Raw genomic sequence first — 19149 nt, forward strand, 5'->3', positions numbered from 1 at the left:
TTAATGTATCAAACAACAATATTCGCAAAATCTTTCTCTAAGGATTCCTTCTTTTCTTTAAACATATCTACCACCAAATCGTATCCCGATTGATAAATCTCTTCAACATGTTCCAGATCAAACATCGAATACTTCGATAGATCCGTCGATTCTATTAAATAATCGCATAAATTACGATCGAGCAATGTATTAGAGCCCGACATATAATGGAATGAACGCTCCGCCACATACTTCAATGAATTCTTATACTCCATAACCCTTATAGGACTGACATTGACTCCTATAATTTTTACACACTCACGACGAATGGTCGAAACCGGAAAGTTTTTAAATAAGCCGCCATCTACATAATAATGTTCATCTATTTCTACAGGTCTGAATATAATGGGAACAGAACAAGAAGCAACTACTGCAGGAATAAGTGGCCCAGATGTAAAAACCATGCTCTTTCCGTATTCAATATCAGTAGCTACGACACGCAAGGGTATTTGCAAATCTTCAAACGTTTTTGCACGGAGATGCTTCTTAAGAAAACTCTGAAATCCGGTACTTTTAAAGAATCCACCCTGCGGAATTGCGAACTCAGCAAATTCACGAAAAACTTTCTTCTTAAAGAATGACAAAATTTCTTGTGGAGAATGACCATCAGCATAAAGCACTCCTGCAAATGCTCCTGCACTCGTTCCGGATACAACCTCCGGAAATAGTCCATTATCATTAAGGGCCTGTAATACACCCAAATGAGCAAAACCTTTTGCTCCTCCTCCACTTAGAGCGATCCCCAGTCTAAATTTATCCTTATCGTCTACTTTCATATATCTAATTAATCAATGCATTCAAGAGCATCTTTAGCAAATTTAATTATTATAGCCTATATTTTACTAATTATAAGAATATTATTATCTCAATCTTTCGTAATTTTACAGTCATATATATTTTACATTAACCTTTATCAATATGATGAAAAAGAAATTACTGGCAGTCTGCCTTGTTCTAATTTGTAGTATCTCACTTTTAAATGCACAGAAGCTAAATGTTGCGACATATAATATACGCAACGACAACAGAGGAGATTCTATTGCCGGAAATGGCTGGGTACAACGCTGCCCTGTTGTTTGCGAATTGATACAATTCCACGACTTTGATATCTTCGGATCACAGGAAGTATTAAACAATCAGCTAAACGATATGTTAGCGGGTCTTCCTAATTTCGCATACATAGGTGTTGGACGCGATGATGGAAAAACAGCAGGCGAATATGCTCCTATATTTTATAAAAAGGACAAATTCAAGCTGCTAAAATCAGGTAACTTCTGGTTGTCAAAAGAAACCACATTCCCCAACAAAGGCTGGGATGCTGTATTACCACGCATTTGCACATGGGGTGAATTTGAAGATATGACAAGTGGGCTACGATTCTGGTTTTTCAATCTGCATATGGATCATGTAGGAGTAGAAGCACGCAAAGAAAGTGCCAAACTAGTATTGAGTAAGATAAAAGAAATGTGTGGCACAGAACCTGTAATATTCACAGGTGACTTCAATGTAGATCAAACAAATGAAAGCTTCACACTCATCAATAGTTCCGGCATTATGAGGGATTCTTACGACGCAACCAAGATTTGTTATGCACAAAACGGAACTTTTAACGGATTCAATACAGATCGTAAAACAAACAGTCGCATCGACCATATATTTGTTAGTCCAACATTCGATGTGTTACGCTATGGAATATTGACTGACACATACAGATCGGCTGTAGCAGAAAGCAGTGAAGAGATAAAATCGGGAAACTTCCCTAAAGAAGTTTCGCTACATAAATATTCGGCACGAGTACCTTCCGATCATTTCCCTGTGATGGTAGTGCTAGAGTATAAGAAATAATTATAAATCGAAAAGGATATATATCACAAGAGGCTGTCCCATAGTTGGAATCAGCCTCTTTTTGTATGTTTACGTAATATCAATTATTTTTTAATGTAAACTATACCATCCTCACTAGCGGTCAATTTATTATTCGCTATAGTTGCAACAATAGTTTCCCCATCTTCAACCATAACTACATTTGGGTGATCGTAGGTATATGTGCCACTTCCCGAAAATTCTAGTTTTTTATCTACGAGAGCTTCATACCCTGAATAATTAAATGTTGATTTTTGAAACTTAATAGTGCTTTTGTAGGTATATTCACCATCAACCTCATTAGCCTCCCATGTTGTACCCTCTAAAGAATCATTTTTGTCGTCATCATCTTTACTACACGAACCTACGATAAGAGGTAAAAGCAATAATAATAAAAGTAATTTTTTCATAGTTGTAAAATTGTAGTTGTAATTTATAGTATTAAAATTTCGACAAATGTATAATTTATTATTTAGCATTCTCTATTTAAGCAGTTAAATTATTGATATCCTGCTATATTTATTTTTACTCCCAAATTTCGGACAAATCGGTGATTTAGGAATCGATCAGCAAAATTCATTGACGATGGGCAATTTTGGTGGAATAGCATGGTGGCATCCTGTATATTAAAAGATAGTTGTAGATTTAAAAGAAAAAGGAAGCTATCAGCCAGAGACGTCGGAAGAAATACTGGTCACTCATGAGTTACACCTCCCTTTCTTATTGTTTCTGTTCGATTAATTTTCTTGCTTTCATTCTGTAAAGAAAAATGTCAGTAGCTCGCAAAGAATCTACTGTCATGAAATCTTTTTGTAGAGCATCATAAAAGTTATAAAATACCTCTTGCACTTCCGGTCGATCTTGATTTAATAAAATAAATTCAGGCGCAGCCGGATCTCCATAGCCCATTTTTTCAAAATTAAATGGCTCGAAACGAGGGTTAATTCCCTCAGGTACTAACACACAATATCTATTACCAGGAGCAATTAGCTCTACACGGCTAAGCATAAAATGCGAATAAAAATTCACCACAAAAATATGCTCATCCTTTCCATCCGACGCAATAAAGCGGCGAATATCAGCATAAGCATTTTCTACTACCTTGTAGTCTCTCTTGCATGAGTAAAATCGCATGGCACCAAAGAGAGTTAAAAGAATCAGAAAAGCAATAGCTAATTGTCTGAATCGAGGTAAGTCCATAGCCCTAGCCAAAATGATAGCGATACTAAGTACATACAATCCAAACGAGCACGTCATATAGCGGGGAACTAATATAGGTAAGTAGATTATAGATATTATAAAAGCTGTAGCAATGGGCAAAAGAAATGCCACAAATGCTATTAAGCTCAAATAGACCTGCTTGTTCTTCTGTTTAAAACCATTTACAAACACCTTTGCGGTTAAAATGCACTGTACTAACATTAAAAAGATGAGCCCAACCATCATTTGTATTTTTGTAAAATAAAGGAAGGGTGCTTCTACTATCTTAGGTGAATAAAAATAATAAATATGAACAAATATATCGTTTAACGTTAATGGAACTATCCAATAATGACTAACAACATCTTCGATCTGAAAAGTAAGCTGATAAAGCCACGGCGAATAAATAACCGAAAACACGACTCCCAGAATAATCAGATGAAGCCATTTCTTCTTAGCTCTAAACAGGAAGATCAACAACAGAATATATATCCAGAAAACACCCAGTAATCCATAGTTGTGAGTATACGCGGCACAAACACTCATTGCGAAAAATTTAAGCCAATCAACTGACCTTTCCTTCAAATAAACATCGTAAGCAAACAAGGCACATGCCAAAACGAAGAACATGCACCACGAATACATTCGTATATCCGTTACTAAATATTGAGTTACAGGAAATATAATAAGCAGAATAATAAAAATAATTGCAACACGATCTCCAAAATGACGGCGTATAGGAAAACAACCAAGCAGTAATATTGCCATCATACCCAGAGCTGAGAATACGCGTAAGGCAAACATCGAGCTATCGAATATAAGACTGTACGTTTTCAACAACCAATAGTAAAGCGGTGGATGTACATCAGATGCTGTGATCCGTAGAATATCAAGATATGATCTCCTTATCATAAATGCAGAATATGCATCATCGTAAGGAATAAGAACATTTATAGAATCCTGATACAAGAATATACCAAAGGCCAAACATAATAAAAGAATATATATAATAATCTTCGTGAATTTCATCTGTCTCCTATTTAGTACTGCCCCACTCCAACGATTCCATTAAATGAATAATATCTTCGCGTATAAATTGAGTTACAGGTGCAATGGAATCCTTATTTACCTTCTGATCATAATAAAGTGAGCCTCTGAAAAAATTAGAAAGACTATCTGTCACGAAAAACTGAATGGGAGTAGCTACCGACCCCTTTATTTCATATATTATTCCCGATGTATTATGCAATTCATTAGTAAAGTTCACTTGTTTTATGGCATCTGCTATCGAAGCATGGCTGTAGGCCAACTGATAACTATCATCAAGAGCATTACGCAGTGTCTCGGGGGTAACAGGAATATAGGTGCAAAAAATAGTCGCATTATATTGAGGATAAACAATATTAAACCATTTTTCGTTGTCTGGGGAACCTTCGACATTCTCTATTCTGGCAATATCGGGGTATTGAAATGAGAATTGGTGATCCTTGTATTCTGCCATACCAGACTCCTTCCTTTCGAGTCGTAAATATCCTTTTGGCTTGGGGGTATATTCATTACAAGAAAAAAATAACAGGCATAGAAAACATAAAGAATATCTCATTTAATCCATTATTTGTAAAGTGAAAACAGATTAAACATTTATAGCTTAATAGCTATTTACATTTAATCTGTTCCATATTAATTTCAATATATATAAACCTTTAGAAAGGCAAATCATCCTCGTCCGAAGCATTCGAGAATGAGGTTGGAGCCTGATATGTATTATTCGTTTCGCTAGCAGGCGGAGTTGTATTGTATGAGTGTTCTCCTCCTTCGCCAGCTTCTCTTCTGCGCCCAAGAAGCTCTAAATTATCCGCATATATCTCGTTTACATAACGCTTCATTCCATTGGCATCGTCGTATGTACGTGAGCGGATTTTACCTTCCACGTATACTTGTGTTCCTTTACGGACAAACTGCTCAGCAACTTTAGCTAATCCCCGCCAGCATACAATATTATGCCACTCCGTACGGTCAGGAATCTGAGTTCCATTAGCAGCAGTATATCCCCTTTCGGTCGTTGCCAACGTAAAGTTAGCTACAACACTACCATTATCAAAATATTTTATATCAGGGTCTTTCCCTATATTACCGATTAATATTACTTTATTTACGGACATATCTTTGTTGTTTTTAGGTTCTTATCTATTTACAAATATAGGAATTTTTTCTACGTGTCGGAGTTCGGGATTATTTATTCTCCTACTGATACAATTTTTTGTAAAAACAGAGAATTTGGAATGACAACAAGTTCACCTTCGTTTGTCCGCAGATAAGTATGAAATGTCTGGATATTTTCTATTGTAGCAACAATCGGCGAATCTTTATCCAATATGCGTATTTCGTCTCCAATATGAAAAGGGGTCGTGAAAAATATAATTATTCCGGCAGTTATATTGCTAAGCATAGACCATTGGGCAAACATAGCGACACCTATAACTGCAAATATAGAAGACAAAGCAACAAGCATATGCTCGGGTTGTACCCCCCAAATAATAGTCAAGGCAACAATACAGGTGAAATTTATAAGTATGTATATAACTCTTATAATATGCGCTATACGATTTTCATTTTTCAAACGAAGAATACCAAAATTACGTATCAACTTACGTGTTACGTATTTAGAAACCGGTGTTGCTATTAAAACAATGGCTGTAGCAATTAACTGTGGGATATATTCGTACATAGCAATTTTGTTAGTGTAAAAAAGGAGAAACAGACTAGCCATTCCTCCTTTTGTTTATTTATTTAGATTGAATTTATTTATTCTCCTTCATTAAATAATAGACTTGATTAGATGTGGTAGTCAACAACTCCCATGTTCCTACGTAACGAAGCTTATCCGGGTCACCAGCTTTTGAAGCAGGCTCCCAATATCTAAATTTAATTGGTATAAGAGTATAATCACCCTGTACAATCGGACTTGGATTATTTGGTCTCGGAAATGAACCTCTCAGCACACTTAGTTTAGTTACAGATGTAAAAGTTTTGGGTATAGTCGTAGCTTCACCAGCTTGTGAATAGGTTTTCTTAAAACGTATATCAATTATTACTTTATCTTCTGTATTTTTAATTTCCGTCCCATCCTCATCTATCTGATTAGTGCTGTCATAATAAAATTCAGCTTCTACTATATCGTCTGGTTTTACAGAAAAACTATAACTAAATAGCCAATTATCTCCATAATAATCAGTTCCGTGAAAAAATGGAATTCCTATACCTTTCGCGACAATAGCGTCATCCGTTGCCGCTGGAACAGGTATTGTACGAAATTTTGATTCACTTATAGCTTGTCCATTGCTATTAGTAGGTCTTATATATTCTGCAGTGTAGATACCATTTGAATTATTTGATAAATTTATTTCATAATTAACAAAATAGCATCTTCCGACAGTAAAATCGCTCATACTAGCAGAAGTCATTTGACCGATCGGTGTTGACGCTATCGTCTGACCTGTGTCACCTGTCGACATGTATGCAAACACATTCTCTTGCTTCGAAGTACTTTCACCATCTCCCAAACAAGAAGACAATAAAAGCGCCGTTGCAAACACTGAAAAAATTACTTTAAACGTTATCCTTTTCATTTCTATATAGTTTTAATTTAATATTCAATTTTATTTTTGTGTTCTCAATTGAGAATTCGATTGAGTTTTTCTCCCTGAATAGATTATTTATCCACTGTATCAAAACAGCATGCTTTTCATATTAGGCTTCAAATATACAACTTTTTTACAACACGATAAAAATACAAAGAATTGTTTGCCTATCATCTTATAAATTTAACTTACTCATACTGTTTTTAACAATGTCAAATATCCGATATTCAAAAATACGCCCTCTCTCAACAATTAAATAGTCAGATAGTTGACAAACAAAGTCTGGATAACTCTTAAGCTATCCATTATTCACACGCATATTAGCTATGCTTAAATAGTAAAACGGTTATTGGAATTTATTAGTATATATGAACAGTTAAATTTTCGAATGAAGCTTCTATTATATGAGTCTGAAGTGGAAATTACAGCTCACAATTCTATTCTACAAGATTGACATGAGAATTGACCTTATTTACCTCTCTTGTCTTTTGTCTGTATTTTCTTATCTCCGAGTTTAGTCCCGGAATAAATTATATCTTCAGTATTATTATCTGCTTTCTTACCAACCGAAAGCCCATCTCCTTCCTCAGGAATAGTATCAGCATCTTGCACAGGTACAACTATTTCCTCTTCTGGAAGTGTCTTTTCCTCGGGTGCAGGTTTTGGCAAATCGGTCAACAATGGAACTGATTCAGTAGGCATACTATCCACTAATGATTCAAGAGTATCTGTTGTGTCATCTATCATTATAACATTATCCACAGGAGGCTCTTCCTTCGGTTCATCACTATCAGTAAGGAGTATGACTCCACCAATAATTACAGCAACACTTACAGCGACAACAGTTGACTTAACCGCTACAGTTGACATGACCGTAGATGTACCCGATGTAGAAGCAGATGATGCGGACGATGCAGATGACGATGGATCAACGAGAGGTTGAATTGGTGATTGCGATAATAGCAGATCTAACCCACCCCAAAGAGATGCAGGCACTTCCGGTTCGAAACTATTTAGTTTCGAAGAGAAGAGATCTTTTATTTTATCGTTTTCCAATGCCATCTTTTATCCTCTGTTTTTTAGATATTGTTTAACTTTTTCTTGCAGAATCTGGCGTGCACGAACATACTGTGAACGAGATGTACCTTCACTAATTTCAAGCATTTCCGCTATTTCTTTATGGGAATAGTCTTCTATTGCGTATAAGTTAAAAACGGTTGCGTAGCCTTTTGGTAGTTCTTGTATCATTTTTAGCAGTTCATTTTCTGATATTTTATACATCTGATCTTCTTCCGTTGTGTCATCCACAATATCAGGAAGATCTTCTATATGTTCTGAACTTTCTGTAATCGATTTTCTTTTTCTTAAATTCTCTAAAGCTTGGTTTATAAAAATTCGTTTCATCCAACCCTCAAAAGATCCTTTTCCTTCGAAAGAACCCATGTGGGAGAAAACTTTAATAAATCCATCCTGCAGCAAATCTTTAGCAGCATTTTGATCGGAACTGTAACGCAAGCAGATACCAAACATCTTACGAGAGTACATCTCGTAGAGTAGCTTCTGCGCATCACGCTTCTGTTCCTTACAACCTGCTATTATCTGCAGTTCATTCATATGAGCTAAGCTTCCTTTTTATAAGATGCACTTTTTATTAAAATGTTGCATGCACCTACCATAAATTTGTTTTTTTATTTACATTTTTTGAAGAATATGGATTTCATGCTGCAATTACAAGATTCAAGTATTAATGATAACACCAATTTTAGTCCTGTTTTTGCGTAAAAAGAACCATTTTTACACGCAATTTATTACCTATATCAATCATATCAACCACGTCTTGCAGATTCAGACTTCTATCAGCCTGCAACAAGATGTTAGCCTCCTCATTTTCTTGCTTATTAGCAAGAATGGCAGCTAGAGTAGGTTCTATCTCATCCTTTGTTACTGGTTTATCATTAATATAATAATGCAAATCAGCCGTGATAACTAAGTTTATATTCTTTTTAGTCACCACCTGTTCCGATGTAGATGCATTTGGAAGCAACACCCTAATTGCAGCAGGTGTCACCATAGTAGATATAATAAGGAAAAACAATAACAAGAAGAACATAATATCGTTCAATGAGGACGTATAGACCTCAGCTGCTCTTGTTTTTCTTCGTTGAATTTTCATTGGTTATGCTCTTTACGAATTGTTAAGCCTCTATTTTACCTTTTTTGTAAGCTCTTATAGCTTTCAAAATCTCATTCGACTCTTTATCTATATTAGCCACAACTTTATCTATGCGCCCATTTAAAATATAATATCCCGTATATGCAATGATCCCAACTAACAAGCCGGCTCCCGAACAAATCATTTTTTGATACAACCCTGTAGAGATAGTATCTATAGCTAAATCATTTGTCTTAGCAATATCATAGAATATTTTTATTACTCCGAAGATTGTACCCAAGAAACCAAGCATTGGAGCTATAGATGCAGTAATACCCAAATAGTTCATTTGGTTTTCGAGCATCGATACTTGTTGACGGGCCTCAACCTCCATCGATTCTTGTATCTCGCTATCGTCACAATCAAAGTCTTTCAGACCGGCAGCCACTACTTTGGCAGACGAATAAGGACGCTCGACACAAAACTTAAGAGCCTTGTCGGTTTTCCCTTCGTGGACTAGTTCTACTACACGGGATAGCCATACCAAATCCTTTTTTCCAACACGATTTATAATCAACCATTTGTTTATTATAACATATATAGCTAATAGCGAAAGCAGAAAGATAGGTAATAATATCCATCCACCTTTTAACACAAGGTTAAAGTAACTTTCTTCAGGAGCAACCTGAGTTGCTACATCGACGATAGGAGTTGTTTCTTGAAGTAGAACAAATAGGTTCATAGGTGTTATTTTTGACGTTTTATTTTTTACACAAAATTCGACAGAAGGCTGATTTACCAGTCTAATGTCGAACTTTTATATTGTTTTTATCTGTTGTTAATATATCCCAAAGCTGGCTAAATTTATATGTTCATAGAAGCAACTTATCATACCGATGAAGAATATACCTACCATCGATACAATGAGTGAGAGTTTCAAATATCCATCACTGTTAACAGTTTCGATAGGAGAATTGTTCTTATTGATAAACATCGCTTTAACGACAAGTAAGTAATAGAACAAAGATACAACAGTATTTAAGAATGCCAAGAAAACAAGCAATATTTGTCCTTGCTCCATTGCGGTCATAAATACAAACAGCTTACTAAAGAACCCTGCTGTCGGAGGAATACCCCCCAGAGAGAACATGGCGATCATCATTACCAATGCCAGTTTCGGATTAGTTTTATACAATCCGTTATAGTCATCCATACTTACTTTACCCGTTTTATCTTCAATAGCTGAGATAACACCGAATGCTGCAAGATTAGAAAATACATATACAAATATATAAAATAATGTAGCTGCCATCCCTTCGGCTGTTCCTGTAAATACACTCAACATGATGTATCCCGCCTGAGACACAGAAGAGAATGCAAGGAATCGCTTCATATTTTTTTGACGAATAGCAAACAAGTTACCAATAGTAATAGTCGCCAGAATAATAATCCATATAATATCTTTCCATATAGCAGAAACCACAGGGAATACTGTATATAATATAATCATCAGTGCAAATACTGCTGCACCTTTCGATATGGTAGATAAATATAGTGTCACATTAGTTGGTGCACCTTGATACGTATCGGCAGCCCAAAGATGGAAAGGCACCAATGATACCTTAAAGAATAAACCACTCATGATAAATATCATAGCCATGATTACCAAAGGCGTAGAATATATACTTGTTGCAATATCCGAATAGTAAAGAGTTCCGCACGCTCCATAAAGGAACGAGATTCCAAAGATCATAATTGCAGATGAAAATATAGCATTAAAGATATATTTAGCTCCTGCTTCTGCTGACTCATGCCTGTATTTATCGAATGCAACAAGCGCTGCGATAGGCAATGATGCAGTTTCGAGTCCGATGTAAAACATCATGAAATTACCCGACGAGATCATAAGATACATACCTTCCAATGTAAGAAGAGTAAGCATAAAAAACTCACCTCGCTTAAATATAGAATCGGGTTTTGACAACCAAGAGTTAGCTTGGAGGAAAATCAGGAATACGCCGATATTCAATATTTGTTTTATTGTATGTTGTGCCGGACCTGTAATATATAATCCAGAAAAGGCCTCACCCGAATCTTTGAAAAAGAAACAGGCTACCGTATGCACCAGAAATAAGGTACAGGCTACGGGGAAATAGTATTTCTTAGCGCTGTCTGAAGCAAATAAATCGTAAAAAATAAGTAAGAGAAATACTGCCATTAGCGACAGTTCGGGCTTCATCAACAAATAATTACTTAAATCCATCTTTATATCTTAAATTACAACGTTTACAAATTTTGATTCCTACTTATTTCTTATTGAATATAAGCTAAACTAGAGCTGATAAGATTTGAAATCCATCCCGGGAATAATCCCATACCAGCCACACATATAATAAGCCCTACGACTGCTATCTTTTCGTGCCATACAGCATCAGTCAACTCCAAGTGATGCTCGTCTATCACCGGACCATATAGAATCTTACCTACCACCTTAAGAATATATACAGCTGTTGCCACAATAGAAGAGATGGCAATAATTGTAAATACACGATGGAAAGTATCTGCATGCTCGAATGAACCTACGAAGATTGTCATTTCAGCAACGAATCCACTTAATCCCGGAAGCCCTAGGGATGCCAAACCGGCAATTACATAGGCAACACTCAAGAATGGCATAACTTTCATTAAGCCACCTAGCTGCCGTATATCACGTGTATGTGTGCGTCCGTATATCATACCTATCAGGGCGAAGAAAAGGGCTGTCATCAAACCATGAGACAACATTTGCATCACGGCACCAGTCATAGCCGTCTTGTTCATCATCAGAACGGCAAAAAGTACCAGTCCGCAATGGCTAACAGATGAGTAAGCATTGATATATTTCAAGTCGGTTTGAGAAATAGCACCTAGTGCGCCATATATAACACTTATACCTGTAAGTATAATAAATATCCAGGAAAGTTCATCAGCCGCTTCGGGAAGCAAGCGCATAGCGATACGGAAGCAACCGTACCCCCCAAGTTTCATCAATACACCTGCATGGAGCATCGATACTGCTGTAGGTGCAGAAGCATGACCGTCGGGCGACCAAGTATGGAAAGGGAATAAAGCACCTAATACACCAAAGCCAAGGAATGTCAATGGGAATATCCAATATTGAGCTCCGATAGGAATTGTGTTATTAGCAGCAATCTTCATTATATCGAATGTATGCTGACCGTCTATCAGAGGAGAGTTAAAATGAATACCTAATATTCCTACGAATAGGAATGCGGATCCCCCCATCAACATTAACGTCAACTTCATAGCTGAATATTCTTTTCGTCCAGTACCCCAAAGTCCGATAAGTAAGTACATTGGAATCAAGGCTATCTCGTAGAAGAAGAACATAGTAAACATATCGAGAGAGATAAAGAATCCGTATACCCCGACCGAAAGGAGAGTTAGCCACATAAAGAAATCCTTAGGCAGCGGATTCATATTCCACGAAGCGAATGTGCCGGTGAGTATAATTACCGATGTCAATAGTATCATCAATACCGATATACCATCAGCACCTATCGAATAATGAATATTCAACGACTGATACCAGACAGCATCGAACATAAATAACATTTCGGCAGTATTACCGGCTGCACGCTCCTGATAGAACATACATAATAATACCAATGCCAATATGACTTCGATAACTGCACCTATCACTCCCACGGTGCGTACTTGCTTAATATTGCGGCAAGGAATAAATGCCAACAACATCACAACAGGTACAAGAACAAATAATGAAAGAATATTCATCTTCTTATATTTTTACTAAATCTTAATTACAAACAAAACATACTACACAAAACGCGAATCCAACTACCAGAATCAATGCTCCAACAAGATACGCCAGGGCATATTGTTGTATACGACCCGATTGAAATCCTTTGATCGTATCGGAAGCTGCATTGGTAACGTCAGCCAGCGAATCCATAAATCCATCGACATACGTTTTGTCGAACCATGCGATAGGGCGAGAAATGCAGTTGAATATTATTTTACGCGTAACGAATAACCACAATTCATCGAAATAGAATTTATGATATGCCCAGTTATAAAATCCACCAAGAGTTGAAGCAATCTTGTCTGGTATATCGTTTTTCTTGAAGTATAATGCAAATGCCACGCCAATACCGATAAGAGATATAACGACACTTGTGATAGCAACCTGCATATCGATATGAGCCTCGAACGGTGCTCTGTCTGATGTAATTAATTGACTAAATGGAACCCATCCTGCAACAAAAGCAAAGACAGCAAGTATTATCAATGGGATTGTCATTGTCGGACCAGCCTCGTGAGGTTCATGATGGTAATGTTTATTTTTTTCATAAAAGAATATACGGAAAAATAAACGAGACATATAGAATGCTGTAAGTCCGGCAGATACAGACAATATAGCATATATTGCCTTATTATGTTCAAAAGCAGCAGCTAATATTTCGTCTTTACTGTAAAAACCCGAAAACGGAGGGATACCGGCAATAGCCAGCCATGCAATTCCAAATGTAATACATGTGATCGGCAGCTTTTTGAAAAGACCGCCCATATCACCCATCTCGTTGCTATGTACAGCATGAATAATAGCACCTGCGCATAAGAATAGTAATGCTTTAAAGAAAGCATGTGTAAATAGATGGAACATACCAGCCATATACCCTAAACCGTCGTGTCCTCCAAATTTGGAAACACCTAACGAAGTAAGCATAAAGGCTATTTGCGAGATCGTAGAAAACGCTAAAACTCGTTTTATATCGGTCTGAGTACATGCTACCACAGCGGCAAACAGAGCCGTTATAGAACCTACCCATGCTATTATCTCAAGTACATCGGGTGCTCCGAAAGCGTATATAGGGAATAAACGCGCTACAAGAAATACCCCTGCAACAACCATAGTCGCAGCATGGATAAGTGCCGAAGCGGGTGTTGGCCCTTCCATCGCATCGGGTAACCATATATGGAACGGCATCATAGCCGATTTTCCTGCACCACCCATAAAGATAAGCAACATGGCCCACGAAAGGACAGATAACCCTACGAAGGAAGTTCCTTGCATAGTTGCAATAAACGGAGCTCCTTGTGTAGTAAGTGCTACAAAATCGAATGTATTGGAGTAGAAAGATAGCAACAGGATACCTACAAGGAAAAAGAAGTCGGCAAAACGTGTAACTATAAATGCTTTTTTCGCAGCAGCAACTGCCGACGGTTTCATATAATAAAAACTGATAAGCAAGAAAGAAGATACCCCCACAAGCTCCCAGAAAATATACATTTGGAAAATGTTGGTTGCTACAACCAAGCCTAGCATCGAGAAACTGAATAGTGAAAGGAATGCGTAATAACGTTGAAATCCTTTTTCACCTTTCATATAGCCTAAGCTATATATGTGCACCATCAGCGAAACGGTTGTGATAACGATAAGCATCATTACCGAAATAGGATCTAGATACATACCCAAATCGATATGAAGATGATCAGTAAAACGCAACCATTCGAAATTAATCACATTGATTGCTGCATAAGCACCATCAGCACCCACACCTATGCCAAAGAAATATTGATATCCGGTGAGATAGGCCAATATAGCCATCACCGACAATGATATTGTACCTAATGTACCTGCCACAACAGGTTTCATATATTTACCTCCTAAACCCAGAATGAGGAACATTATGGCGGGAAGTACAACTATGAGTATCGAATAATTAAAATTATAATCCATATCGAGTAATTATTTCCTTCTACTTAGTGTTTCATTGTTGTTATATTCTCATCTACATATATACTCTTCACATTACGGTATATATTGATGATAATAGCAATTGCCACAGCTGTTTCGGCAGCAGCAATACCTATCGCAAACATAGCAAAGAAAAATCCTTCCAATTGTCCGGGATATAAATAGCGGTTAAACACCACAAAGTTGATATCGGCTGCATTCAGCATCAGCTCAACCGAAATTAAGACCATAAGCATATTCTTACGCGAAAGAAATCCGTATACTCCTGCAAAGAACATAATCGTACTTACAACCAGATATGCCTCGATAGGCACTGGTCCCGACAGAAAACTTGTAATAAAATCAAACATAATTATATCTTTTATCTCTTTCTAGCAATCATTATACCTCCAATAATACAAGCCAGAAGTAGCAAACTGATTGCTTCGAACGGCAACATATATTGGTATTTATCTGTACCCATCAACGTAAAACCTACCTGACGCATATCTAACTCGTCTTGTTTAATATAGGTATAGAACTTAGCCACATTATGGAAGATGATATGTCCGCAGATAGCAATACCCGCAAGGGCTGCCAGAGCTGAGATGAACATTCGTTTGGGTTTTTCGAACTTCACTGCTTCTCCCGGTTGATTGGTCAATAGGATAGCAAAAATAAATAAGACCATAACCCCTCCTGCATATACAGCGATCTGTATAGCCATAAGGAAATGATAGTCTAATAGTAAATAAAGACCGCCCGTAGCCAACAGCACAAAAAGCAAGAAGGTTGCCGAACGGATGATGCGTTGCGATGTAACAGCCAAAAGAGAGGATGCTACAATAATCGTCGCTAAAATGTAAAATATAATTTGCTCTGCCATAATCCCGTGATTATCGTATGTTATGTTATTCTTTACCTTCTGTCTTATCCGCGCCCTTTTCAGGTGCAGGAACAGAATCCTTAGTTGTTTCAGACTCTTTTACCTCCACTGTCGGCTCAATTGTGGGTTTTACCTCAACCACCGGTTTTGGCGCTTCCACTTTAGCCTCTTTTACTGCCTCTACCAAATTATTCAATGCAGATGTAGCTGTCGCAGGAGTTTCAGCTTTAGCTTCTATTGCTTTTTCAGTAGGTGCTACAGAAGCAGCAACTTCCACTTTTGGTGCAGTCGGTTTGTCAACTACAGGCTTAGACTCTTTTTTCTTTTCGCGAAGTTTTGAACCTTCATTATTTAATTTCTGAATCAACTTGCTACGGGTAAACAACGAATTCTCGAACGTACCGCTGAATTTGATTGCATCCGAAGGACATGTTATTACACAAAGATTACAGAAGGTACACATACCAAGATCATAGAAATATTCATCAAGAATTTTCTTTTTCTTGCCGTCTTCTGTTTCTATCGTTTTCGAAACGATTCTAATCGTTCCGTTCGGGCAGTTCATCTGACAAATACCACAAGATGTACAAGCGTGCTCGTTATTCTCGTCGTGGGGCATAACCAGTTCGCCACGAAAACGATCGGCAATCACTAGTGTTGCTCTGTTTTCAGGATACTGCTCTGTAATTTTCTTTGTCCATAGCTCCTTCCATGTCACACCCATACCTGTGAGTAACGACTTGATTCCGCCAAATAAACCTGAAAAATATTCTGATACTGAACTCATTTTATTCTGCTATAAATTAAAACATTCGAGGAAATATAGTAGGCAACCAGTCAGATAATGTCCATCCTGCCAAAACAATAATTACCATCAATAATATATTTACTACGTTGATTGGCAATAAATATTTCCATTCAAGAGTTAACAATTGGTCTATACGCAAACGAGGGAATGTCCATCTCACCCATAAACTTACAAATACCAATACGCCTGTTTTACCAAAAAACCAAACATAAGAAGGAATATAATTCATCCATTCGTTAAAGGTTTCCCATCCATGTACCTGTATCGGCATCCATCCGCCTAAGAATACTGTGCAAGCAATCCCTGCCACAATAAACATATTCAAATACTCAGCCAGATAAAAGAATCCAAATTGAAGACCCGAATACTCTGTATGATAGCCGGCTGTCAATTCTGATTCTGCTTCGGGTAAGTCGAAAGGACCACGATTGGTTTCGGCATGACCCGATATAAGGTAAATCACAAATGCGATTACTGATACTATATGACCATTGAAAAGATTCCAGCAATATTCTTGTCTTGCTATCATTTCAGAAAACTGCATGGTTCCCGATAATATAACCATCGTCATCAATGCTAGTCCTGCTGAAAGTTCGTAACTGATAAACTGCGCACCGCTTCGCATAGCACCAATCATCGAATACTTATTGTTACTAGACCATCCTGCTAATAGGACACCAATGATACCTATCGATGATACTGCTATAACATAAAATACTCCGATATTAAAATCGACAGCTTGCAATCCCTTTCCAAAAGGTAATGCTCCAAATGTCAGCATAGATGCTACAATCATAAAGAAAGGAGCAGCATAGAACAAGAATTTATCGACATTATTGATTTCGATAATCTCCTTGATCAATATCTTCAACATATCGGCAACACTCTGTATCGATCCGTATTTACCTACACGGTTAGGACCGACGCGAGCCTGAAAGAATGCAGTTATCTTACGTTCTGCATAAATCAATATCAGAGCCAACAATGCATACATAAGCAGTAAAGCAACTCCTACAAGTACAAACTGGATTAAAAGTACCGCAAATTCGGGTAAATTAGCTCGCAGTGTTGTATCTAACCAACTTGTTAGCTGAGAAATTTCAAATGAAACCTTTAACAACATATATTTCTTTATATTGATAAAATAAATAATCTTTTTTAGCGATCGATATCAGGTATCACATAATCCATAGATCCTCCGATACCAATAAAATCGGATATCTTTTCTTCGGCACAGATTATCGGCATAACCGAAACTGCTGCCATCGACGGAGAACGGAATTTCATGCGATAAGGAGTTTTGTCTCCCCTACTTTGGATAAATACACCAAATTCGCCACGAGCAGCTTCCACTCGTTGAAAATAGTCACCTTCGGGTAATTTGATGATGGCTTTAGTTTTAGCCTGAATATCACCTTCGGGTATATTGTCTATCAATTGCTCTATAATTTTCAATGATTCTTCTATTTCATCAAGACGATTCAAATATCTTGCATATGAGTCGCACTCATTACGAATAACCTCTGTAAACTGAACCTTATCATATAAGGCATAAGGTTGATGTTTACGCATATCGCAAGAAAAACCCGAACCTCGTCCGGCCGGACCGGTTACCGCATACGAAATTGCATCTTCTGTAGTAAGAATGCCGATGTTTTTCATACGGCCTACTGCAATTACATTGCCTGTAAATAGTTTATCGTATTGCTTAAGGTGCTTCCTCATATAAGGAATAAATTCCTTTACATCTTTTTGGAAGTCTTTATAAATATCGAACATTACACCACCAATCACATTATAATTGATGATCAAACGTCCACCTGATGTTTTTTCTATAATATTAAGTATCTGCTCACGCTCACGCATTCCATAAATAAATGCTGTAGTAGCACCAAGGTCCATACACATAGTACCCCATGCAATAAGGTGAGAGTCGATACGGTTAAGCTCATCCATAATGGTACGGATGTATTGCGCTCTCTCGGGCACTTCTATTTCAGCCGCTTTCTCAACACACATACACAGTGCATGGCGGTTGATATTGGCAGATAAATAGTCTAAACGATCGGTTAAATGAAGAATTTGAGGATAGGTCATATTCTCGCACATCTTCTCAATTCCACGATGAATATATCCGCTATGAACATCTATCTTTTTTACAATCTCACCGTCTAACGCAACTCTAAAGTGCATTACACCATGAGTGGATGGATGTTGTGGTCCTATATTGATGATATAAGCGTCATCTGCAAAGATGTTATTTTTCTCCTCTTTCAGTCCTTGCGGAGTCTCTACTATTCGCGGAGCAATATCTTCAATCTCTTTACTTTCTAAAGAAACAGGATTCAAAACAGGATTTGCATCATAATCTTTCCTCAACGGAAAGCCAACCCAATCACTGTTAAGAAAGAAACGTCTCATATCGGGATTGTTTATAAAACGGATACCCAACATAGCAAATACTTCTCGCTCATTATAGTGAGCTGTCCCCCAAAGATCGGTAACAGTATATAATAAAGGTTTTTCTCTATCTGTTGTACCTGTTTCGATAACAAGCTCTTTAGTAAGATCTTTGGATGAAGAAAGCAGGTATATTACACCTAATTTTTCTCCCCAATCCATTCCTGTTAGCTGGGCCAGATAGTCGAACGGCAATTCGGCATGATAACGAAGAGTTTTTGCTAAATGACGCAATTTGTTAGGCTCTACAGTTACCGTAAGCTTATTTCTTTCTTCGATAACAGCCTCCGGTACAGCATCGAGTATTACCTTCTTGATATTTTCCATCGATTATTAATAAAT

The 19149-nt window shown here is 37.2% G+C and carries 19 protein-coding genes and 1 pseudogene; 1 reads left to right on the forward strand and 19 read right to left on the reverse strand.

Translation table 11 applies throughout. The features are described from left to right. Positions 1 to 8 precede the first annotated feature (8 nt). Positions 9 to 815: a patatin-like phospholipase family protein gene (locus tag G7Y57_RS09700; RefSeq protein ID WP_165023036.1), complete on the reverse strand. Its 807-nt coding sequence runs from the start codon at positions 813 to 815 to the stop codon at positions 9 to 11. A 145-nt stretch (positions 816 to 960) separates the two neighbouring features. On the opposite strand from G7Y57_RS09700, the gene G7Y57_RS09705 reads away from it, so the two are divergent. Continuing rightward, positions 961 to 1884: an endonuclease/exonuclease/phosphatase family protein gene (locus G7Y57_RS09705; RefSeq protein ID WP_165023258.1), complete on the forward strand. Its 924-nt coding sequence runs from the start codon at positions 961 to 963 to the stop codon at positions 1882 to 1884. An 83-nt stretch (positions 1885 to 1967) separates the two neighbouring features. On the opposite strand, the gene G7Y57_RS09710 is transcribed toward G7Y57_RS09705, so the two are convergent. The 18 genes and pseudogenes from G7Y57_RS09710 to G7Y57_RS09795 all read right to left on the reverse strand — a co-directional run bounded on the left by G7Y57_RS09710 (position 1968) and on the right by G7Y57_RS09795 (position 19134). Next, on the reverse strand, positions 1968 to 2312 hold the full coding sequence (locus G7Y57_RS09710) for a hypothetical protein (protein WP_165023039.1): 345 nt from the start codon (positions 2310 to 2312) through the stop codon (positions 1968 to 1970). 310 nt (positions 2313 to 2622) lie between these two features. Next, positions 2623 to 4131 (reverse strand): glycosyltransferase family 39 protein, encoded by a 1509-nt coding sequence (locus G7Y57_RS09715; protein ID WP_165023042.1) that lies wholly within the window; start codon positions 4129 to 4131, stop codon positions 2623 to 2625. A gap of 7 nt (positions 4132 to 4138) precedes the next feature. After that, positions 4139 to 4603, reverse strand: a complete 465-nt coding sequence (locus G7Y57_RS09720; RefSeq protein WP_255491398.1) for a hypothetical protein — start codon at positions 4601 to 4603, stop codon at positions 4139 to 4141. 202 nt (positions 4604 to 4805) lie between these two features. Next, positions 4806 to 5264 carry a single-stranded DNA-binding protein gene (locus tag G7Y57_RS09725; RefSeq protein ID WP_165023048.1) on the reverse strand — a complete coding sequence of 153 codons (459 nt, stop codon included), beginning with the start codon at positions 5262 to 5264 and terminating at the stop codon, positions 4806 to 4808. Positions 5265 to 5338: 74 nt separating this feature from the next. Continuing rightward, positions 5339 to 5830, reverse strand: a complete 492-nt coding sequence (locus G7Y57_RS09730) for a mechanosensitive ion channel domain-containing protein (RefSeq protein ID WP_165023051.1) — start codon at positions 5828 to 5830, stop codon at positions 5339 to 5341. Between the two features lie 73 nt (positions 5831 to 5903). Continuing rightward, positions 5904 to 6731: a hypothetical protein gene (locus G7Y57_RS09735; RefSeq protein WP_165023054.1), complete on the reverse strand. Its 828-nt coding sequence runs from the start codon at positions 6729 to 6731 to the stop codon at positions 5904 to 5906. A gap of 480 nt (positions 6732 to 7211) precedes the next feature. After that, on the reverse strand, positions 7212 to 7805 hold the full coding sequence (locus G7Y57_RS09740) for a hypothetical protein (RefSeq protein ID WP_165023057.1): 594 nt from the start codon (positions 7803 to 7805) through the stop codon (positions 7212 to 7214). A gap of 3 nt (positions 7806 to 7808) precedes the next feature. Continuing rightward, positions 7809 to 8357 carry an RNA polymerase sigma factor gene (locus tag G7Y57_RS09745; RefSeq protein WP_165023060.1) on the reverse strand — a complete coding sequence of 183 codons (549 nt, stop codon included), beginning with the start codon at positions 8355 to 8357 and terminating at the stop codon, positions 7809 to 7811. Positions 8358 to 8505: 148 nt separating this feature from the next. Further along, complete coding sequence (locus tag G7Y57_RS09750; RefSeq protein WP_165023063.1) at positions 8506 to 8916, reverse strand: ExbD/TolR family protein; 411 nt, start codon at positions 8914 to 8916, stop codon at positions 8506 to 8508. Between the two features lie 22 nt (positions 8917 to 8938). Next, entirely contained in the window at positions 8939 to 9637 is a 699-nt protein-coding gene (locus G7Y57_RS09755; protein WP_165023066.1) for a MotA/TolQ/ExbB proton channel family protein, read from the reverse strand. Positions 9638 to 9733: 96 nt separating this feature from the next. Then, positions 9734 to 11158: an NADH-quinone oxidoreductase subunit N gene (locus G7Y57_RS09760; protein WP_165023069.1), complete on the reverse strand. Its 1425-nt coding sequence runs from the start codon at positions 11156 to 11158 to the stop codon at positions 9734 to 9736. Positions 11159 to 11208: 50 nt separating this feature from the next. Next, a complete protein-coding gene (locus tag G7Y57_RS09765) occupies positions 11209 to 12690 on the reverse strand; it encodes a NuoM family protein (protein WP_165023072.1) in 1482 nt (493 codons plus the stop codon). A gap of 22 nt (positions 12691 to 12712) precedes the next feature. Continuing rightward, entirely contained in the window at positions 12713 to 14656 is a 1944-nt protein-coding gene (gene nuoL / locus G7Y57_RS09770) for an NADH-quinone oxidoreductase subunit L (protein ID WP_165023075.1), read from the reverse strand. A gap of 23 nt (positions 14657 to 14679) precedes the next feature. After that, positions 14680 to 15024, reverse strand: coding sequence for an NADH-quinone oxidoreductase subunit NuoK (nuoK, locus tag G7Y57_RS09775; protein ID WP_165023078.1), 345 nt, complete (start codon positions 15022 to 15024; stop codon positions 14680 to 14682). Between the two features lie 11 nt (positions 15025 to 15035). Then, on the reverse strand, positions 15036 to 15539 hold the full coding sequence (locus G7Y57_RS09780; RefSeq protein ID WP_165023081.1) for an NADH-quinone oxidoreductase subunit J: 504 nt from the start codon (positions 15537 to 15539) through the stop codon (positions 15036 to 15038). A 313-nt stretch (positions 15540 to 15852) separates the two neighbouring features. After that, positions 15853 to 16326, reverse strand: a pseudogene (locus tag G7Y57_RS17975) (4Fe-4S binding protein); the annotation flags it as partial. A 16-nt stretch (positions 16327 to 16342) separates the two neighbouring features. Beyond that, positions 16343 to 17470, reverse strand: coding sequence for an NADH-quinone oxidoreductase subunit NuoH (gene nuoH, locus G7Y57_RS09790; RefSeq protein WP_165023087.1), 1128 nt, complete (start codon positions 17468 to 17470; stop codon positions 16343 to 16345). Positions 17471 to 17505: 35 nt separating this feature from the next. After that, entirely contained in the window at positions 17506 to 19134 is a 1629-nt protein-coding gene (locus G7Y57_RS09795) for an NADH-quinone oxidoreductase subunit D (protein ID WP_165023091.1), read from the reverse strand. Positions 19135 to 19149 lie beyond the last annotated feature (15 nt).

The sequence above is a fragment of the Dysgonomonas sp. ZJ279 genome (assembly GCF_011039205.1).
GTDB lineage: Bacteria > Bacteroidota > Bacteroidia > Bacteroidales > Dysgonomonadaceae > Dysgonomonas.